Here is a 16,635-nt window from a genome sequence, read left to right as displayed (position 1 = left end):
TGCCTTTGGCAAGGTGTATCGAATTTATTAAGCAAAGAAGGCATTTCGCTGTTTTTGCACGTGAATCCACCATCGCCAAAATTGAAGCTTAACGTGAGGATTTCTCGCTAAGTGATTCAATCGACTCTTACATCGTCTGGCCCATTTTTTTGGACCTGGCATTTACCGACCCTTAAATGATCGTGTTTATCATTAACGATGCCCGTAAACGAAAGGTTAACGACGGTGGTTTTTTATTAACGTCGGGTAACTTTTAGGAATCATTCCGGCACAGGAGTTAACCTTTGCGGAGTGACGGGCGGGTTAAACGGGCCGATCAGGGGGGCATAGTGCCTTTTTGATCCGGGTCTCGCTATCCATGGAGTATTGCGTATGAAGTCGCGTGACAGCCTGGTTCGCCTGAAGGAATTTCAGGTCAATGAAAAACGTCGGCAGCTTAACCAGCTGCAGCAGATGATGTCCGAATTCGAGCGGATGGCAAAGGAACTGGTGCATCAGATCTCGCTGGAAGAGAGCAAGTCGGGCATTACCGATCCGACACATTTTGCCTATCCGACTTTCGCCAAGGCCGCGCGCCAGCGGGCGGATAATCTTCAGGTCTCGATCCGGGAGTTGAAGGCCCAGCAGGAAGCCGCCGAAGCTTCGCTGGAAGAGGTGCAGGCCGAATATGAAAAGGCCGCTGCCCTCGAAAACCGCGACGGAGCAATCCGCGCCCGCGCCTGATATCAGGCGCAACATCGGACGAATGATCGTCCTCATTGACGGCTGCCGGTGGATCAGGAGGCGGCTTTCAATGACGGGACGGCATGCATTTTTTTAAAAGGCCGCCTCTCAGGGGCGGCCTTTTGTTTTGCCGTGTCGCCGTATCTCCCTGCCGCCCGGCCACTCGCTGATTTCGATTGTCCGGGGGTGGGGAAAGGCGTAATTTAAGGGGGTTCCGACCGTGAGCCGGAGGCTTTTACGTACGCGCCTCAAGCGGGTGCGGACGGCTATGGCAGGGAGGGAAAAATGGCCCGCCAATATATTGATTGCCGCGAATTCCCCAGTGACAGCAAATGCACGATCGCCATCTCCGCCGATTCTCCGGAGGAGCTTATGGAAGCGGCCGTGCAACATGCTGTTGCCGTGCATGGCGCAAAGGATACGCCTGAATTTCGCGAGGAAGTCCGCCACAGCATGCATGCAGGGACGCCGCCGCTGAAGGTGGCGTGACGGGAGGCCCGACGCGCATTTATGAATGACGCAATATGGGAACGGTTGTGAAGGATCGAGCGTCTGCCGCTTGTTTCTTCTCCCCGCCGGGGAGAAGTCCGCGGCAGCGGGATGAGGGGGCGAGCTTGCCGGATTTCGGAGAGAGTGCCCCCTCATCCGACCCTTCGGGCCACCTTCTCCCCGGCGGGGAGAAGAAATATGAGGCGACGCTTGCGATTATTCTGCCCTCAGACAGAAGATAAAGCGCCCTTACCCCTGGATAACATCCGCCCATTCTTTATGGCGCAGCGTCTGGGCCTTGAAAAACGGGCAGAGCGGAATGATTTTCCAGCCGCCCTTGCGGGCCTCATCAATCGCGTGGGCTGCGAGCGCCTGGCCGACGCCTTTGCCGCGCAGGGCATCGGGCACGCCGGTATGATCGATGATGATAAGGGAAGGGGAGGTGCGCGAATAGGTCATCTCCGCCTTGTGGCCGTCGATGGTTGCCGAATATTCGCCGTGCGATCCGGTTTCGGTTGTCTTGATATCCATGATGTGCGCCTCCTTGCTGTTCGTATTGGCCACTGTAACGGCTTGCGCCTGAATTGAAACAGCGGGAAAGCGAACGCAGCGGACACAAACCGGCGACAATCATTTTACCGTAAGACTGGCATGCTGTGCGGGGAAATCCGAAATCAAACCAAATGCTCCGTCGAAAGTCCGACGGAGCATTTTGATAATTCGGTCTGGGCGCGTTGCCGCGCCGGCGCAATATCAGTGGCGATATTGCTGAATGCGCGTGGTGCGCAGGCCGGCAAGGCCATGATCGGAGATCGAGGACTGCCAGGACAGGAATTCTTCAACGGTGAGCGTATAACGCTCGCAGGCTTCCTCGAGGCTCAACAGTCCTCCGCGTACCGCTGCAACCACCTCCGCCTTTCTGCGAATGACCCAGCGACGGGTATTTGCAGGCGGAAGATCCGCGATCGTCAGAGGGCTGCCATCGGGGCCGATGACATATTTAACTCGTGGGCGTATCATTTCGGTCATTGGACACTCTATACAAACTCAAGACCATATGACGGGAACTCTATCCCCGTACCTTTAAAAATTGCCTAAGCAGCTCTAGACAATTTATTAAGAATTTGAACGGTTTCGCCTGATCTGTTCGAGTCGCCTTATTTTGCCGGGAAAAAATTTTTCCAAAAATCGCAATTTTTATCGTCCATCGGTTGTTTGCACTCACAGTGCTGCAAGCGAGAGGCATGTTTTCCCGTTACCCTGGGTAAATTCCGCCGTCCCCTCATGCTGCAGCCGCAGGCGGTCGCCGGCATTGAGGGAAAGGATGGAGGTTGCCGACTGCGAGGTGCCTGAAGTCGATGCATTGCCGGCGATGCCGAAGGGGGCCGCCGCGCCGTTGATGAAAAGCGTCACCCGGTGGCCGGAAGAGGAGACCACGGCGAGCATCAAGGCCGCCAGATAAAGACCCTTTGCCGGAACCACGAGTTCGCGCCCGCCGCCGCTCACCGCATCACCGAGCGCAAAGCCGCCCTCGGCGATGGAGAGCACGGAAAAACCTGCCGCCGTGCCATTGGCAGGTTTCGTCGTGCCCGCCGGCAGGCCGGCGACGGCGAGTGGGCGGTTCGGCATCGAGACCCTGCCGTCGCCGCTGCAAAGAAGTGCGGTGTGCCATGCGGCGCCATCCTCGCTGGTCTTGATCGAAAACCCGTCATTGCCGGCAAGGCCCATTTCCGCCCGGCCGCTCCAGCCGGACTGGAACAGCAGCGAGGCGGTATCGGCCTTGCCCGCCTTGTTGACTGTCAGGCGATGGCTGCCGTCTTCGGGCGCATGGGTGAAGAGGCTGGCAGGGGAGGCGAGCGCCAGACGGTTCGTCGTGTCGGCATCCGTGCCGATGCCAACCCTTTCCATCCGGCCAGCGGCAGGCAGCGGCATGTCGCGCCAGACGCCGTCGCGCAGGATGCGATATTTATCCTCACTGACAAACCAGGCCGTCCAGCCGGGCCGTGGCGTGATCGAGAGCCACGCGCCATCCTGCCGGAAGGCGAGCCTGCCGCCTTTGCCGGCCCAGTCACCCGCGGCATCCGCGGAGATGAGGAAGCAGTCTCCTTCCGCCGCATTTTCGGGCGGTGTGGCGACGGCGGCCTTGATGGTGAGCTGCACGATCGCATCCAGCCTTTGCAGGGCTTCGTTGTGGGTGACGTGTTTCTGTGCCTGGGAGGGGAGGATATAGGGAAGCCGAAGTCTCGCCGTCTGTTCCGTCATGATGTGCCTTCCGCGCTGATGTGTTCGTTCGCGGGGCATTGTGAGGCGGCGGGATGGGGTGGGGATGAGGGGGGATGGGATTATTTTGGGAGCTTCGGCGTATGCCGCTTCACCCCCCTCTGCCCTGCCGGGCATCTCCCCCTCAAGGGGGGAGATCGGCAGGAGGCGCTGCCACCACTTCATTCGCAAACGTTGAGATGGGCGAAACCCGCCCGCGAGTCGATCTCCCCCCTTGAGGGGGAGATGCCCGGCAGGGCAGAGGGGGTAAACCGCACACACCGAAGCTCACCAATGCCGCACGTCACAGGAGGCCGCAGAAGACGCCGAGCGCCCGTTACCCCGCGACTTCCACCGCCACCGCCCCTTCGGCAATAAAATCCGGATTGGCCAGCGCATCCTCGCCATCACCCCTCACGGCATAAGCGAGCAGCTGGCCTTTGCAATCGAGCGTCCGGCCGCCTGCGGCACGCAGCACGGCGTCGCCGGCGGCCGTGTCCCATATCATGGTGCGGCTGAAGCGGGGATAGATATCGGCGGCCCCTTCCGCCAGCATGCAGAATTTCAGTGAGGAGCCGACGGAAATGCAGTCTTTCAGCCCGTGTTCGGCCACGAAAGCTTCCGTCTTCGCCGTGCAATGCGAGCGGCTGATCAGCGCCACGGGCGAAGCGCCGCGCTGGCGCGCGCGGATGGGGTGGCGGGAAAGGATTGCTCCCTCGCCGGAAATGGCGAGCTTTTCGGCCTTGTTGCCTTCGCCAGTCCATGCCTGCCCGCGACAGGGTGCGTAAACCACGCCCGCAACCGGAGCGCCGTTGCGGATAAGCGCGATATTGACGGTGAAATCGTCCTTGCCGGAAATGAATTCCTTGGTTCCGTCAAGCGGATCGACCAAAAAGAACTCCTTGCCCGTTTCCGGCAGAATGCCGTTTGAGACAGCCTCTTCGGCGATCACGGGAATGTCGGGAAAATGAGCGGCCAGCGCCGCAAGAATAATTGTTTCGGCGCGTTGATCGGCCTCGGTCACCGGCGAGCAGTCATCCTTATAAGACACATGCGGGCCGGCGCGATGGACCGCCATGATTGCCTGCCCTGCGTCCAGCGCCGCTTTCGTCAATATGTCGATCATCTCTTTGCCGTTGCCATCCCGTGCCGGGATCTTTCGATCCCCAATGTCGCTACTCCTTTGCCCGTCGCCCGTCAAATAATGGCGGTAGACAAGACTAAAATAAGCATTCCAGCGTCATTTTTTCAGCACTTCCTGCCAAAATCATGGCTCTTTTGACCGGGAAACGGGCACATGGTGTGGAAATTCCAAATTTTGTGCAGGATCGCCTGTTTTTGACTTCACATTTTTAGCGAACACGATATGCATTTTGGGAGTGGGGATGCCCGCAGGGGCTCCCCCTATAATTAACATAACGAGGCGTGGCCCATTTGAGGCCATACCCGGGGGAAAGACATGGAGTATTTTATCCAGCAGCTCATCAACGGGCTGACTCTTGGATCGATCTATGGCCTCATCGCTATCGGCTATACGATGGTTTACGGCATTATCGGCATGATCAACTTCGCCCATGGCGATATTTTCATGCTTGGCGGCTTCGCCGCGCTGATCGTTTTTTTGATTGCAACATCGTTTTTCGCCGGCATTCCGGTGGCGCTTCTTCTGCTTCTGATGATGGTCGTCGCCATGCTGATGACCGGCCTGTGGAACTGGGTCATCGAGCGCGTCGCCTACCGGCCTCTGCGCGGCTCATTCCGGCTTGCACCGCTGATCACCGCCATCGGCATGTCGATCGCGCTGTCCAACTTCATCCAGGTCACCCAGGGCCCGCGCAACAAGCCGATCCCGTCCATGGTGACGGAAAGCTATCATTTCGGCGCCATCACCGTATCGCTGAAACAGCTGATCATCATGGTCGTTACCTCGGTGCTGCTGTTCGCCTTCTGGTACATCGTCAACAAGACCCCGCTCGGCCGGGCGCAGCGCGCCACCGAGCAGGACCGCAAGATGGCTGCCCTGCTCGGCGTTGATGTCGACAAGACGATCTCCATCACCTTCATCATGGGTGCGGCGCTGGCTGCTGTCGCCGGTACGATGTATCTGATGTATTATGGCGTGGCTTCGTTCAGCGACGGCTTCGTTCCCGGCGTCAAGGCCTTCACCGCGGCCGTTCTCGGCGGCATCGGCTCGCTTCCGGGCGCCGTTCTCGGCGGCCTTTTGATCGGTCTGATCGAATCGCTGTGGTCGGCCTATTTCTCCATCGCCTACAAGGATGTCGCGGCATTCGGCATCCTGGCTTTCGTGCTGATCTTCAAGCCGACCGGTATTCTCGGTCGTCCGGAAGTCGAGAAGGTGTGATCCCATGACCAATATCGCTTCCGAAAATGCCGCTTCCAGCCCGAGCCTGATGGCAACGGCGGTGAAGGAGGGGCTGATTGCCGGCGTCGTCTCGTTCGGCATGTTCATTCTCTACATCGGCATCATCACCTATCAGGATATCAACAACCAGCTGATCTGGGGCACCCGCTGGGGGCTGCTGGCGATCTTCGTCGCCGTCGCCGCCATTGGCCGTTTCCTCGTGGTTGGCTTCTTCAAGCCGTCGATGGATCGCCGCAGGCTTGCCAAGGCAAAAACCGGCATTCTGGAAATCTCCGAGGACAAGGGCTTTTTCCATAAGCACTTCCTCAAGCTGGCGCTGGTTCTGCTGCTGCTTTACCCTGTTATCGCCGTGCAATTGTTCGGTTTTCAGGGTTCGCTGAAATTCGTCGACAATTTCGGCATCCAGATCCTCATCTATGTGATGCTGGCCTGGGGTCTCAACATCGTCGTTGGGCTGGCCGGCCTGCTCGATCTCGGCTACGTGGCCTTTTATGCGGTTGGCGCTTATTCCTATGCGCTGCTGTCCAGCCAGTTCGGCCTGTCCTTCTGGGTGCTTCTGCCGCTTGCCGGCATTCTTGCCGGCTTCTGGGGCATCATCCTCGGTTTCCCGGTTCTGAGACTTCGCGGCGACTATCTGGCGATCGTCACGCTCGCCTTTGGTGAAATCATCCGTCTCGTGTTGCTGAACTGGACAGATGTGACCAAGGGCACGTTCGGTATTTCCGGCATCGCCAAGGCTTCCGTCTTCGGCATCTGGTCCTTCGATGTCGGCGCGCCGAACAACTTCGCCAAGGCGTTTGGCCTGTCGATGTCATCGGCCTATTACAAGATCTTCCTGTTCTATGTGATCCTGCTTCTGTGCATGCTGACGGCCTACGTCACGATCAAGCTGCGCCGCATGCCGATCGGCCGCGCCTGGGAAGCGCTGCGTGAGGACGAAATCGCCTGCCGTTCACTCGGCATCGATACCGTCATCACCAAGCTCACCGCCTTTGCGACGGGCGCGATGTTTGGCGGTTTTGCCGGCTCGTTCTTCGCGGCGCGTCAGGGTTTCGTGTCGCCGGAAAGCTTCGTGTTCCTCGAATCCGCCGTCATCCTCGCCATCGTCGTGCTTGGCGGCATGGGGTCGCTGACAGGTATCGCCATTGCCGCCCTCGTCATGGTCGGCGGCACGGAGCTTCTGCGTGAAATGGAGTTCCTGAAGCACATCTTCGGGCCTGATTTCACACCGGAACTCTATCGTATGCTGCTGTTCGGCCTCGCCATGGTCATCGTCATGCTGTTCAAGCCGCGCGGCTTCGTCGGCTCGCGTGAACCCACGGCCTTCCTCAAGGAGCGCAAGGCCGTGTCCGGCAGCTTTACCAAGGAAGGTCACGGTTGATGGCTTCCGGAACGATGAACATGACATCCAATGCGACTGGCAATACGACTGGCGACACGATCCTCAAGGTCGAACATCTCTCGATGAAGTTCGGCGGCCTGATGGCCATCAACGACTTCTCCTTCGAGGCGAAGCGCGGTGAGATCACCGCGCTGATCGGCCCCAACGGCGCTGGAAAGACCACGGTTTTCAACTGCATCACCGGTTTCTACAAGCCGACGATGGGCATGATCACCATGCGCCAGCAAAGTGGCGAGGCGCATCTTCTCGAGCGCCTGCCGGATTTCGAAATCACCAAGAAGGCGAAGGTGGCGCGCACCTTCCAGAACATCCGCCTGTTTTCCGGCCTCACGGTTCTGGAAAACCTGCTGGTGGCGCAGCACAATGCGCTGATGAAGGCCTCGGGTTACACCATTCTCGGTCTCCTCGGCCTGCCTGCCTATAAGAGGGCGGTTGCAAGCTCGATCGAGAAAGCCAAATACTGGCTGGAAAAGGCCGATCTGATCGACCGCGCCGACGACCCGGCCGGTGATCTGCCCTATGGCGCGCAGCGCCGTCTGGAAATCGCCCGCGCCATGTGCACGGGGCCGGAGCTTCTGTGCCTCGATGAGCCGGCCGCCGGTCTCAACCCGAAAGAATCGCTGGCGCTCAATGCGCTCCTGCGCGGCATCCGCGATGAAGGCACGTCGCTGCTCCTCATCGAGCATGACATGTCCGTTGTGATGCAGATTTCCGACCATGTGGTGGTTCTGGAATATGGCCAGAAGATTTCCGACGGCACGCCGGACCATGTGAAGAACGACCCGAAGGTCATCGCCGCCTATCTGGGTGTCGAGGATGATGAAGTGGAAGACGTGATTGCGGAAGAACTCGACGGAGGAGCGGCCTGATGTCCGGTGAACCGCTTCTGAAAGTCCAGGGTGTCGAAACCTATTATGGCAATATCCGCGCTCTGGCCGGTGTCGATGTCGAGGTCAACAAGGGTGAAATCGTCAGCCTGATCGGCGCCAATGGCGCCGGCAAGTCGACGCTGATGATGACCATCTGCGGCAGCCCGCAGGCGCGTGCCGGCCAGGTGATCTTCGACGGCGAAGACATTACCCAGCTGCCGACGCATCTCATCGCCCGCAAGCGCATTGCCCAGTCGCCCGAAGGTCGCCGGATTTTCCCGCGCATGACGGTGCTGGAAAACCTGCAGATGGGCGCCAATCTCGATAACCTCAAATATTTCAAGGAAGACGTCGAGAAGATCTTCGTGATGTTCCCGCGCCTGAAGGAACGCCAGAGCCAGCGGGGCGGCACGCTTTCCGGCGGCGAGCAGCAGATGCTGTCCATCGGCCGCGCGTTGATGGCAAGGCCGAAGCTCTTGCTGCTTGATGAACCGTCGCTCGGTCTCGCGCCGCTGATCGTCAAGGGCATCTTCGAGGCGATCAAGAAACTCAACCAGGAGGAAGGGTTGACCGTCTTCCTGGTGGAGCAGAACGCCTTTGCCGCGCTGAAGCTTTCCGACCGCGCTTATGTGATGGTCAACGGCAAGGTGACGATGAGCGGTTCGGGCAAGGAACTGCTGGCCGACCCACAGGTGCGCGCCGCTTATCTGGAAGGCGGACGGCACTGAAAGATTTTACTTGCGCCGCAAATTTTGCGGCGCAAAACTGCAAACGGTGTGCAGCCGCTGCCTTCGTGCAACGGCTGCACACAAAACAATAAAATGCCCACCGGCAAAACGGCGGGACGACAGATAAGGCAGGGTCTGGGCATTTTCGTCCGGCACTGATGGGGAAAGAGATGCAGGGCCTTTTTTTCGAAACCGATAACGGCGTGCGTTATGTTCTGCGCGCACTGGTTGTCCTCTTGGGTTTCTGGACGGCATGGCGCACGGGCAAGTCCGTGGCCGATGGCTGGGGCGATTATACGCGTGTGGTGATCTATACGCTGGCATTGGGGCTGGTGATGCGCTTCCTGCATCACGCGCTCTTCAACGGGCCGTTCATCAACGGCTTTTATTACGTGTTTGACGTCGTTCTTCTTCTGGTCTTTTCCAGCATCGGTTTCCGCATGCGCCGGACAAGCCAGATGGTCAATAACTACTATTGGCTTTACGATCGCACGTCGGCATTTTCCTACAAGAAGAAAGATTGACAGGCGGATTTTTCCGGCTGCACAATGCTCGTCAGAGTGGAACGGTTTCTGTTCGGTTAAGGTGGGTACCGAACAGGTCCTTGCAATCAACCCATCCAAGGAACTGGGAGTAAAGTAATGAAGAAGTCTCTTCTTTCCGCTGTCGCGCTGACCGCCATGGTCGCCTTCGGCGGTTCGGCCTGGGCCGATGTCGTGATCGCTGTCGGCGCACCGCTGACCGGCCCGAACGCTGCTTTTGGCGCTCAGATCCAGAAGGGTGCCGAACAGGCTGCGAAAGACATCAATGCCGCCGGTGGCATCAATGGCGAGCAGATCAAGATCGTGCTGGGCGATGACGTATCCGACCCGAAGCAGGGTATTTCGGTTGCCAATAAATTCGTTGCCGACGGCGTGAAATTCGTCATCGGTCACTTCAACTCCGGCGTTTCCATTCCGGCTTCCGAAGTTTATGCCGAAAACGGCATTCTCGAAGTGACGCCGGCTGCAACCAACCCGGTCTTTACCGAGCGCGGCCTGTGGAACACCTTCCGCACCTGCGGTCGTGACGACCAGCAGGGTGGCATTGCCGGCAAATATCTTGCCGACCACTTCAAGGACGCCAAGATCGCCGTCATTCACGACAAGACCCCCTATGGTCAGGGCCTTGCCGATGAAACCAAGAAGGCAGCCAATGCGGCCGGCCTGACGGAAGTCATGTATGAAGGCGTGAATGTCGGCGACAAGGACTTCTCGGCGCTGATCTCCAAGATGAAGGAAGCCGGCGTTACGGTCATCTACTGGGGTGGCCTGCACACTGAAGCCGGTCTGATCATCCGCCAGGCGGCCGATCAGGGCCTGAAGGCGAAGCTGATTTCGGGTGACGGCATCGTTTCGAACGAACTGGCGTCCATCGCCGGTGACGCTGTCGAAGGCACGCTCAACACCTTCGGTCCCGATCCGACGCTGCGCCCGGAAAACAAGGAGCTGGTCGAGAAGTTCAAGGCCGCCGGCTTCAACCCCGAAGCCTACACGCTCTACTCCTATGCAGCCCTGCAGTCGATCGCAGGCGCGGCAAAGGCCGCCGGTTCCGTCGAGCCGGAAAAGGTTGCCGAAGCTCTGAAGAAGGGTACCTTCCCGACTGCACTCGGCGACATCTCCTTCGATGAGAAGGGCGACCCGAAGCTTCCCGGCTACGTCATGTACGAGTGGAAGAAGGGTCCGGACGGCAAGTTCACCTACATCCAGCAGGGCAGCTAAGCCTTTCTGCGATACATGATCGAAGCCCGGCAGCGATGCCGGGCTTTTTGTTTTGCAGCTTCTGCCTGCCACACTGGAGACAACAAGGCGGGAAACAAAAGCCTCTCACGAAAACTGCAATGGGGGGTGGCAATGACGATAAAGCGGGCCTTGTTTCTGTTCCTTGTTCTTGCCGTGCTGGCGGGCGCGCTTCTCGGCCTGCACGCCTTCAGCAAATCCCGCACGACACAACTCTTCGGGACCATCATCGCAAGGGTCGAAACGGAGAAGTCCGTCGTGGCGCTGACATTCGACGATGGACCTTCGGCGCGCTTCACCGAGAGTGTCTTGACGACCCTCAGGGAGCGCGGGGTGAAAGCGACTTTTTTCCTGACGGGTAAGGAAACCGAAGAAAACCTGCCGCAGGCGCGGATGATCGTGGGCGCGGGGCATCAGCTCGGCAATCACAGCTATGCGCATTCGAACATGATGCTGATGGGACCGGCGCGGATCAGGGAGGAAATTGAGCGCACCGACGTGGCCATTCGGGCCGCGGGCTACGGAGGCGAGATCATGTTCCGGCCGCCCTATGGCAAGAAGCTGGTGGCCTTGCCCTGGTATCTTTCCCGGCATGAGCGGAAAACCATCATGTGGGATGTTGAGCCGGAATCGTTTCCTGATGTCGCCGGGGATACGGCTGCCTTTGCAAAACACGTTATCGAGCAAACGAAAAACGGCTCGATCATCATCATGCATGTCATGTATCGAAGCCGCGAGATATCCCGGCAGGCCTTGCCCTTGATCATCGACGGTCTGCGTCAACGCGGGTTTGAATTCGTCACCGTTTCGCAATTGCTGGACAGTCGCTGAGGCCGGTTCAGCTGCCTGCGGGGTGCCGTTCAACCGATCCGCGTCAAGATAAAGTCTGCACGTTCTTCGATGCCTGATTTCGGGAGCACGACGGTGTCGTAGCCAAGCTCGTCATAGTCGCGGACTAGACGCTCGTATTCCTCGACCGCCGCATCGAAATCGTGTTTGCGTTCGCTGTCGCCCCTGTAGATTTCCGGCCATGGCGGGGTGAGGAAGACCAGACGGTTATACCGGTGTGCATCCCGCAGCGTCTCGATGAAGGCATCGCCATTTATGTGTCGAAGCGCTGAGGCGGCGTCGATGAGGCCGCGATCGAAGAAGATGGGGCCTTCCGGCGGGGCCTTTTGCCGGTCTTCGAGCGCCATGGCGATGGCGCGGCGGGCGAAGGCCTCCATGTCGATCCATGGCAGGGCGGTGCCGTTGTTGCGGGTTTCTTCGATGACGATGCGGCGGCCCGGTTCCTCGACGGTGGCGAAACCGCGTCGGGCAAGTTCGGCCAGAAGCGTGGATTTTCCGCCGCCGGAGCAGCCGGAAAGGATGATGAAACGGTCCATGGGTGTTTGTTCCTGTTGGGTCAGCGGATCGGACTGTGATTTTGGGTGATGGGTCGCCGCGAGTTTCTTCTCCCCGAGGGGGAGAAGGTGGCCCGAAGGGTCGGATGAGGGGGAAACGTTGCCGGATTTGCGGAGAGCTTGCCCCCTCATCCCGCTGCCGCGGACTTCTCCCCCTCGGGGAGAAGAAACAAGGGGCCGCCGCTCGACGAATGAGCGGACGTTGCGCGCTCAAGCGGAAAATATATGCCGGACGAACCTTAGCATATTAACGGCAGTCGTCACCCCTGATGTAATATATGCGCCGCCTTCACAGCCGCCGATGCCCGGTTTTCCACGCCGAGCTTCACATAGATCTGTTCCAGATGCTTGTTCACGGTTCTCGCGGAAAGGCCGAGAATATCGCCGATATCGCGGTTGGATTTGCCCTTGGCGATCCACAGCAGCACTTCCGATTCCCGTGTTGTCAGGGCGAAATGGTTTTTCAGCAGATGGTCGTCGGATTTCTCGTTGGCGGCGGTCAGGCGGAAGAGATATTCGTCCGGTCCCATCGCGCCGAGGAAGGAGAGTTGCAGGGCTGGCCTGCCGGCCTCGGTGATCGTCAGGGGCGTGTCGCGGGCGGCATCCACCGTCGCCCTGTCCGAAAGCCAGCCGGAAATATGGGCAACGACGATCTCCAGCCCGTCGTCGCGGCCGGTGGCGGCGTTGACCAGCCTTGTCGCCTGCGGCGTCGACCAGTGGATGGCGCCATTGGCGCGCACGGCGAGCAGGTGTCGACCGGCGGCGTCGAGCGCGACGCGGGCGCTTTGGGCCGAGCGGGCATTGGAAAGGTGCACGCGGATGCGGGCGCGCAATTCATCGATATTGATCGGCTTGGTCAGATAATCGACGCCGCCGGATTCGAGCGCCCGCACCACATGTTCGGTCTCGGTCAGCCCGGTCATGAAGATGACGGGCACCTGCGCCACCGCCGCATTGGCCTTCAGGCGGCGGCAGGTCTCGAAACCGTCCATAACAGGCATGACGGCGTCGAGCAGGATGATATCGGGCGTGATGCGTTCGGCAATGTTGAGGGCTGCCTGGCCGGAGGTGGCGATGAGGGCGGAAAAGCCGGACTGTTCCAGCGCGTCGGTGAGAAACCCGAGCGCTTCCGGGCTGTCATCCACCAGCAATACGATGTCTCTCGGGGCTGCCGCCGCCTGACCGCTCATGTCGTGCCGTCCCCCGTGTCGTTATCCGCAAACCGTTTGAGAAAATGCGCGTAACCGGCCAGATCGAAGGCCTGCACATAGGTGCCGAGCTCCTGCGTGAAGGGCAGGTTATCCGTGTTGCGGGCAAGATCGGCGAGTTTCGCCTCTATGCCGCGTATGTAGCCTATTTCACCGAGCCGCTGCAAATCCTGAATGTGAATTGCGCCGGGATGGACGATCTGCGCCACGGGCGGCGGCGATGGCGATGGCGGCATATCCGCCTCGTAGATCCATTTGAGGCCGAGATGCACGGCGAGCCTGTCGCACAGGTGGCGGATATCGACCGGTTTGGCGATGGCGTCGTTGTGATTGTCTTCTCCCGCACCCGCCACTGTTCCGTCGCCGATATTGGCCGAGAGCATGATGAGCGGGGCGGTCTGCCCGGCTTCCCGCAGTTTCGTAACCAGCTGCCAGCCGGTCATGCCGGGCATGGAAATATCGATGAGGAAGAGGTCGGGCTTCACGCCTTCGATCAGCGTCAGGCATTCCGGCCCGCTTTGCGCCGTCAGCACCACGAAATCGAGCGGTGAGAGCACCTGCCGCATCAGCTCGCGGTGATCCTCATTGTCATCAACCACGACGATGGTGCGGCGCGGGCCGGAATAGGAGCGGATGGTCTTTTCCGGCGCCGGCGCCGTGCTTGGCCGGTGCACGGCAGACAGCATGAGGCGGACGCGGAAGGTGGAGCCATTGTCCTTTTCGCTGGAAACGGAGATTTCGCCGCCCAGCGTATTGGTGAGAAGCCTCGTAATGGTGAGGCCGAGGCCGAGGCCGGGCATGGGGCGCACGCTTTCCGCCTCACCGCGCTGGAAGGGTTCGTAGATGCGGGCGAGGTCCTTTTGTGCGATGCCGCGGCCGGTATCGGAGACCGTGAAGCTCGCCACCTGGCTGCGATAACCGACATCGAAGGTGACGGCGCCCTCATCGGTGAATTTGATGGCGTTGGAGAGCAGGTTGACGAGAATCTGGCGCAGCCGCTTTTCATCGGTGCGGACATATTGCGGCAAAGCGGGGGAGCGGTGGTGGCGGAATTCCAGCCCCTTGGCCTGCGCCTGCGGGCGGAACATATCGACGATCTGGTCCAGGAAATCCTGAATATTGATCTCGTTGGAATAGACCTGCAGGCGGCCCGCCTCGATCTTGGAAATATCGAGAAGCCCGTCGATCAGGCCGGACAGGTGATCGGCCGAGCGGCGGATGACCTTGATCGCCGATTGCCGGGGCTGGGGGATGGTGTCGTCGCGTTCGAGGATCTGGGCATAACCCAAGACGGCGTTGAGCGGCGTGCGCAATTCATGGCTGAGGCCCACTACATAACGGCTCTTGGCGCGATTGGCGGCCTCGGCCGTTTCCTTGGCGTCCTGAAGGGCGGCGTCGGTCTTCTTGTGGGCGGCGATTTCCTTTAGCAGCAATGTGTTCTGGCGGGAGGATTCCTCTTCCGCCACCACTCGGCTGTCATGGGCGAGAACGAGGAACCAGCAGACGATGCCGGCTATGACGGCGAAGACGAAAAACACGATGAGGATGGTGCGGTTCACCACATCGGCTGTTTCCGGCGAGGCGGTGCCGACCTGATGGGCGATCATCGCCAATATACCGCCGATGGCGGTGACGGCAATCGCCGCCGCCATGCCATAGCGTCCGAGCCGGGTGGCGAGCTTCGCCACCAGTTGATCCGGCAGGAAGGATTTCGCGACGGTCGCCACCTGATAGTTGAGCTTCGCCTTCGGCTTGCACATGTCATGGCAGCGGCTGTCCAGCGAGCAGCAGAGCGAACAGATCGGTGCGGCATAGGCGGGACACCATGCCATGTCTTCCGGCTCGAAAGGGTGCTCGCAGATGGAGCAGGTGATGGTGCTTTCTTCGCGCCATTTCTGGCGCGGCTTGCGGGCGAGATAAAATTTGCCCTTCGTGCCCCAGGCAATCAGCGGCGAAGCGATGAAAGCGACGATCAGCGTCAGATAGGGCGCGAGCGATGCGGCGAGCGGTCCGAAGGCGCCAAAATGCGCCATCAGCGCAATGGTGGCCGAAAGCGCCATGGAGCCGACGCCGACGGGATTGATGTCGTAGAGGTGGGCGCGCTTGAATTCGATGCCCGGCGGGGCAAGGCCGAGCGGTTTGTTGATGAAGAGATCGGCTGAGATGGTGCAGAGCCACGCCATGGCGATGATGGAGAAGATGCCGAGCGTTTCTTCCAGCAGCCGGTAAATGCCGAGTTCCATCAGAAGCAGCGCGATCGCCACGTTGAAGACCAGCCAGACGACGCGGCCGGGGTGGCTGTGGGTGAGACGCGAGAAAAAGTTCGACCAGGCGAGCGAACCCGCATAGGCATTCATGACATTGATCTTCAGCTGTGAGACGACGACGAAAGCAACCATCAGCAGCATGGCGGCGGTTTCGTTGGGGATCATGTAACCGAAGGCGGTGAGATACATCTGGGCCGGATCGGCGGCGCGATCCACCGAGACGCCGGAGCTGAAGGTGAGCACCACGAGAAAGGAACCGGCGAGCAGCTTCGGCACGCCGACGACGACCCAGCCGGCACCGGCCAGGAAAACGGCAATGCGGTGGCGAAGGCGGCTCTGGCCTTCGGCAGGCAGGAAGCGCAGGAAGTCCACCTGCTCGCCGATCTGTGACATCAATGCAAGGATGACGGCCGAGGCCGCGCCGAATTCCACGAGGTTGAAATCCGCCACCGTGCCCGGTGGACCGGAAGCGTGGTGAATGCCGGAAAAGGCCCGCCAGAGATCGTATTTTTCCCAGTCCATCAAGGCGATGAAGATGAAGGGCAGGACGTTCAGCACGATCCAGAAGGGCTGGGTGATGATCTGGAAGCGGCTGATGAGGCGCACGCCATGGGTGACGAGCGGAATGACCATGACGGCCGAGATGATATAGCCGATCCACAGCGGAATGCCGAGCGCCAGTTCCAGCGCGCCGGACATGATCGACGCCTCGATGGCGAAGAGCATGAAGGTGAAGGCGGAGTAGATCAGCGAGGTGATGGTGGAGCCGATATAACCGAAGCTCGCGCCGCGCGTCAGAAGATCGATGTCGACACCGTGGCGGATGGCGTAACGGCTGATCGGCAGGCCGACGGCCAGCATGGCGATGGCGGCGACGAGGATGGCGTAAAAGGCGTTGGTGGTGCCGTAGGAGAGGGTGATCGCCCCGCCGATGGCTTCCAGCGCCAGAAAGGAAATTGCGCCGATGGCGGTGTGGGAAATGCGGTTTGAGGAAAATTGCCGGGCGCTTTTGGCGGTGAAGCGCAGCGCATAATCTTCCAGCGTCTGGTTGGCGACCCAGCGGTTATATTCGCGCCTGACGGGGATGATGCGTTGCCGTGCGGCCATGCCTATCGAGCGCCTTTCC

Annotated in this window: 16 protein-coding genes; 9 read left to right on the top strand and 7 right to left on the bottom strand. The window is 59.8% G+C overall.

Annotated elements, in window-relative coordinates; genetic code table 11:
• Positions 1-372: 372 nt before the first annotated feature.
• Positions 373-723, top strand: coding sequence for a flagellar export protein FliJ (locus AKG12_RS06410; RefSeq protein ID WP_003491821.1), 351 nt, complete (start codon positions 373-375; stop codon positions 721-723).
• A gap of 285 nt (positions 724-1,008) precedes the next feature.
• Positions 1,009-1,212 (top strand): DUF1059 domain-containing protein, encoded by a 204-nt coding sequence (locus AKG12_RS06405; RefSeq protein ID WP_046801492.1) that lies wholly within the window; start codon positions 1,009-1,011, stop codon positions 1,210-1,212.
• 249 nt (positions 1,213-1,461) lie between these two features.
• On the opposite strand, the gene AKG12_RS06400 is transcribed toward AKG12_RS06405, so the two are convergent.
• The 4 genes from AKG12_RS06400 to cysQ all read right to left on the bottom strand — a co-directional run bounded on the left by AKG12_RS06400 (position 1,462) and on the right by cysQ (position 4,597).
• Entirely contained in the window at positions 1,462-1,743 is a 282-nt protein-coding gene (locus AKG12_RS06400; RefSeq protein WP_052818366.1) for a GNAT family N-acetyltransferase, read from the bottom strand.
• Between the two features lie 222 nt (positions 1,744-1,965).
• Positions 1,966-2,241: a CtrA inhibitor SciP gene (sciP, locus tag AKG12_RS06395; protein WP_004430042.1), complete on the bottom strand. Its 276-nt coding sequence runs from the start codon at positions 2,239-2,241 to the stop codon at positions 1,966-1,968.
• 192 nt (positions 2,242-2,433) lie between these two features.
• Positions 2,434-3,474, bottom strand: a complete 1,041-nt coding sequence (locus AKG12_RS06390; protein WP_052818229.1) for a DUF2793 domain-containing protein — start codon at positions 3,472-3,474, stop codon at positions 2,434-2,436.
• 334 nt (positions 3,475-3,808) lie between these two features.
• The gene (gene cysQ, locus AKG12_RS06385; RefSeq protein ID WP_052818228.1) at positions 3,809-4,597 is read right to left on the bottom strand and encodes a 3'(2'),5'-bisphosphate nucleotidase CysQ; all 789 of its coding nucleotides are present in this window, start codon (positions 4,595-4,597) and stop codon (positions 3,809-3,811) included.
• Positions 4,598-4,930: 333 nt separating this feature from the next.
• Here cysQ and AKG12_RS06380 point away from each other — a divergent pair, with 333 nt between their 5' ends.
• From AKG12_RS06380 to AKG12_RS06350, 7 genes are all read left to right on the top strand, one after another.
• On the top strand, positions 4,931-5,833 hold the full coding sequence (locus AKG12_RS06380; RefSeq protein ID WP_046797796.1) for a branched-chain amino acid ABC transporter permease: 903 nt from the start codon (positions 4,931-4,933) through the stop codon (positions 5,831-5,833).
• Positions 5,834-5,837: 4 nt separating this feature from the next.
• A complete protein-coding gene (gene livM, locus AKG12_RS06375; RefSeq protein WP_046797797.1) occupies positions 5,838-7,235 on the top strand; it encodes a high-affinity branched-chain amino acid ABC transporter permease LivM in 1,398 nt (465 codons plus the stop codon).
• Positions 7,235-8,125: an ABC transporter ATP-binding protein gene (locus tag AKG12_RS06370; protein WP_052818227.1), complete on the top strand. Its 891-nt coding sequence runs from the start codon at positions 7,235-7,237 to the stop codon at positions 8,123-8,125. The genes livM and AKG12_RS06370 overlap by 1 nt, the downstream gene beginning before the upstream one ends.
• Positions 8,125-8,853: an ABC transporter ATP-binding protein gene (locus AKG12_RS06365; RefSeq protein WP_046797799.1), complete on the top strand. Its 729-nt coding sequence runs from the start codon at positions 8,125-8,127 to the stop codon at positions 8,851-8,853. Before AKG12_RS06370 ends, AKG12_RS06365 begins: the two co-directional genes overlap by 1 nt.
• A gap of 170 nt (positions 8,854-9,023) precedes the next feature.
• On the top strand, positions 9,024-9,377 hold the full coding sequence (locus AKG12_RS06360) for a DUF6867 family protein (protein WP_046797800.1): 354 nt from the start codon (positions 9,024-9,026) through the stop codon (positions 9,375-9,377).
• A 117-nt stretch (positions 9,378-9,494) separates the two neighbouring features.
• A complete protein-coding gene (locus AKG12_RS06355) occupies positions 9,495-10,613 on the top strand; it encodes a branched-chain amino acid ABC transporter substrate-binding protein (protein ID WP_046797801.1) in 1,119 nt (372 codons plus the stop codon).
• 132 nt (positions 10,614-10,745) lie between these two features.
• A complete protein-coding gene (locus tag AKG12_RS06350) occupies positions 10,746-11,462 on the top strand; it encodes a polysaccharide deacetylase family protein (protein ID WP_052818226.1) in 717 nt (238 codons plus the stop codon).
• A gap of 29 nt (positions 11,463-11,491) precedes the next feature.
• On the opposite strand, the gene AKG12_RS06345 is transcribed toward AKG12_RS06350, so the two are convergent.
• The 3 genes from AKG12_RS06345 to AKG12_RS06335 all read right to left on the bottom strand — a co-directional run bounded on the left by AKG12_RS06345 (position 11,492) and on the right by AKG12_RS06335 (position 16,616).
• On the bottom strand, positions 11,492-12,016 hold the full coding sequence (locus AKG12_RS06345; RefSeq protein WP_052818225.1) for an AAA family ATPase: 525 nt from the start codon (positions 12,014-12,016) through the stop codon (positions 11,492-11,494).
• Positions 12,017-12,294: 278 nt separating this feature from the next.
• Positions 12,295-13,224 carry a response regulator gene (locus tag AKG12_RS06340; RefSeq protein WP_052818224.1) on the bottom strand — a complete coding sequence of 310 codons (930 nt, stop codon included), beginning with the start codon at positions 13,222-13,224 and terminating at the stop codon, positions 12,295-12,297.
• A complete protein-coding gene (locus tag AKG12_RS06335; protein ID WP_052818223.1) occupies positions 13,221-16,616 on the bottom strand; it encodes a hybrid sensor histidine kinase/response regulator in 3,396 nt (1,131 codons plus the stop codon). Before AKG12_RS06335 ends, AKG12_RS06340 begins: the two co-directional genes overlap by 4 nt.
• Positions 16,617-16,635 lie beyond the last annotated feature (19 nt).

The sequence above is a fragment of the Agrobacterium sp. SUL3 genome (assembly GCF_001263295.1).
GTDB lineage: Bacteria > Pseudomonadota > Alphaproteobacteria > Rhizobiales > Rhizobiaceae > Agrobacterium > Agrobacterium tomkonis.
This window is presented reverse-complemented; position numbering and strand designations above follow the sequence as displayed.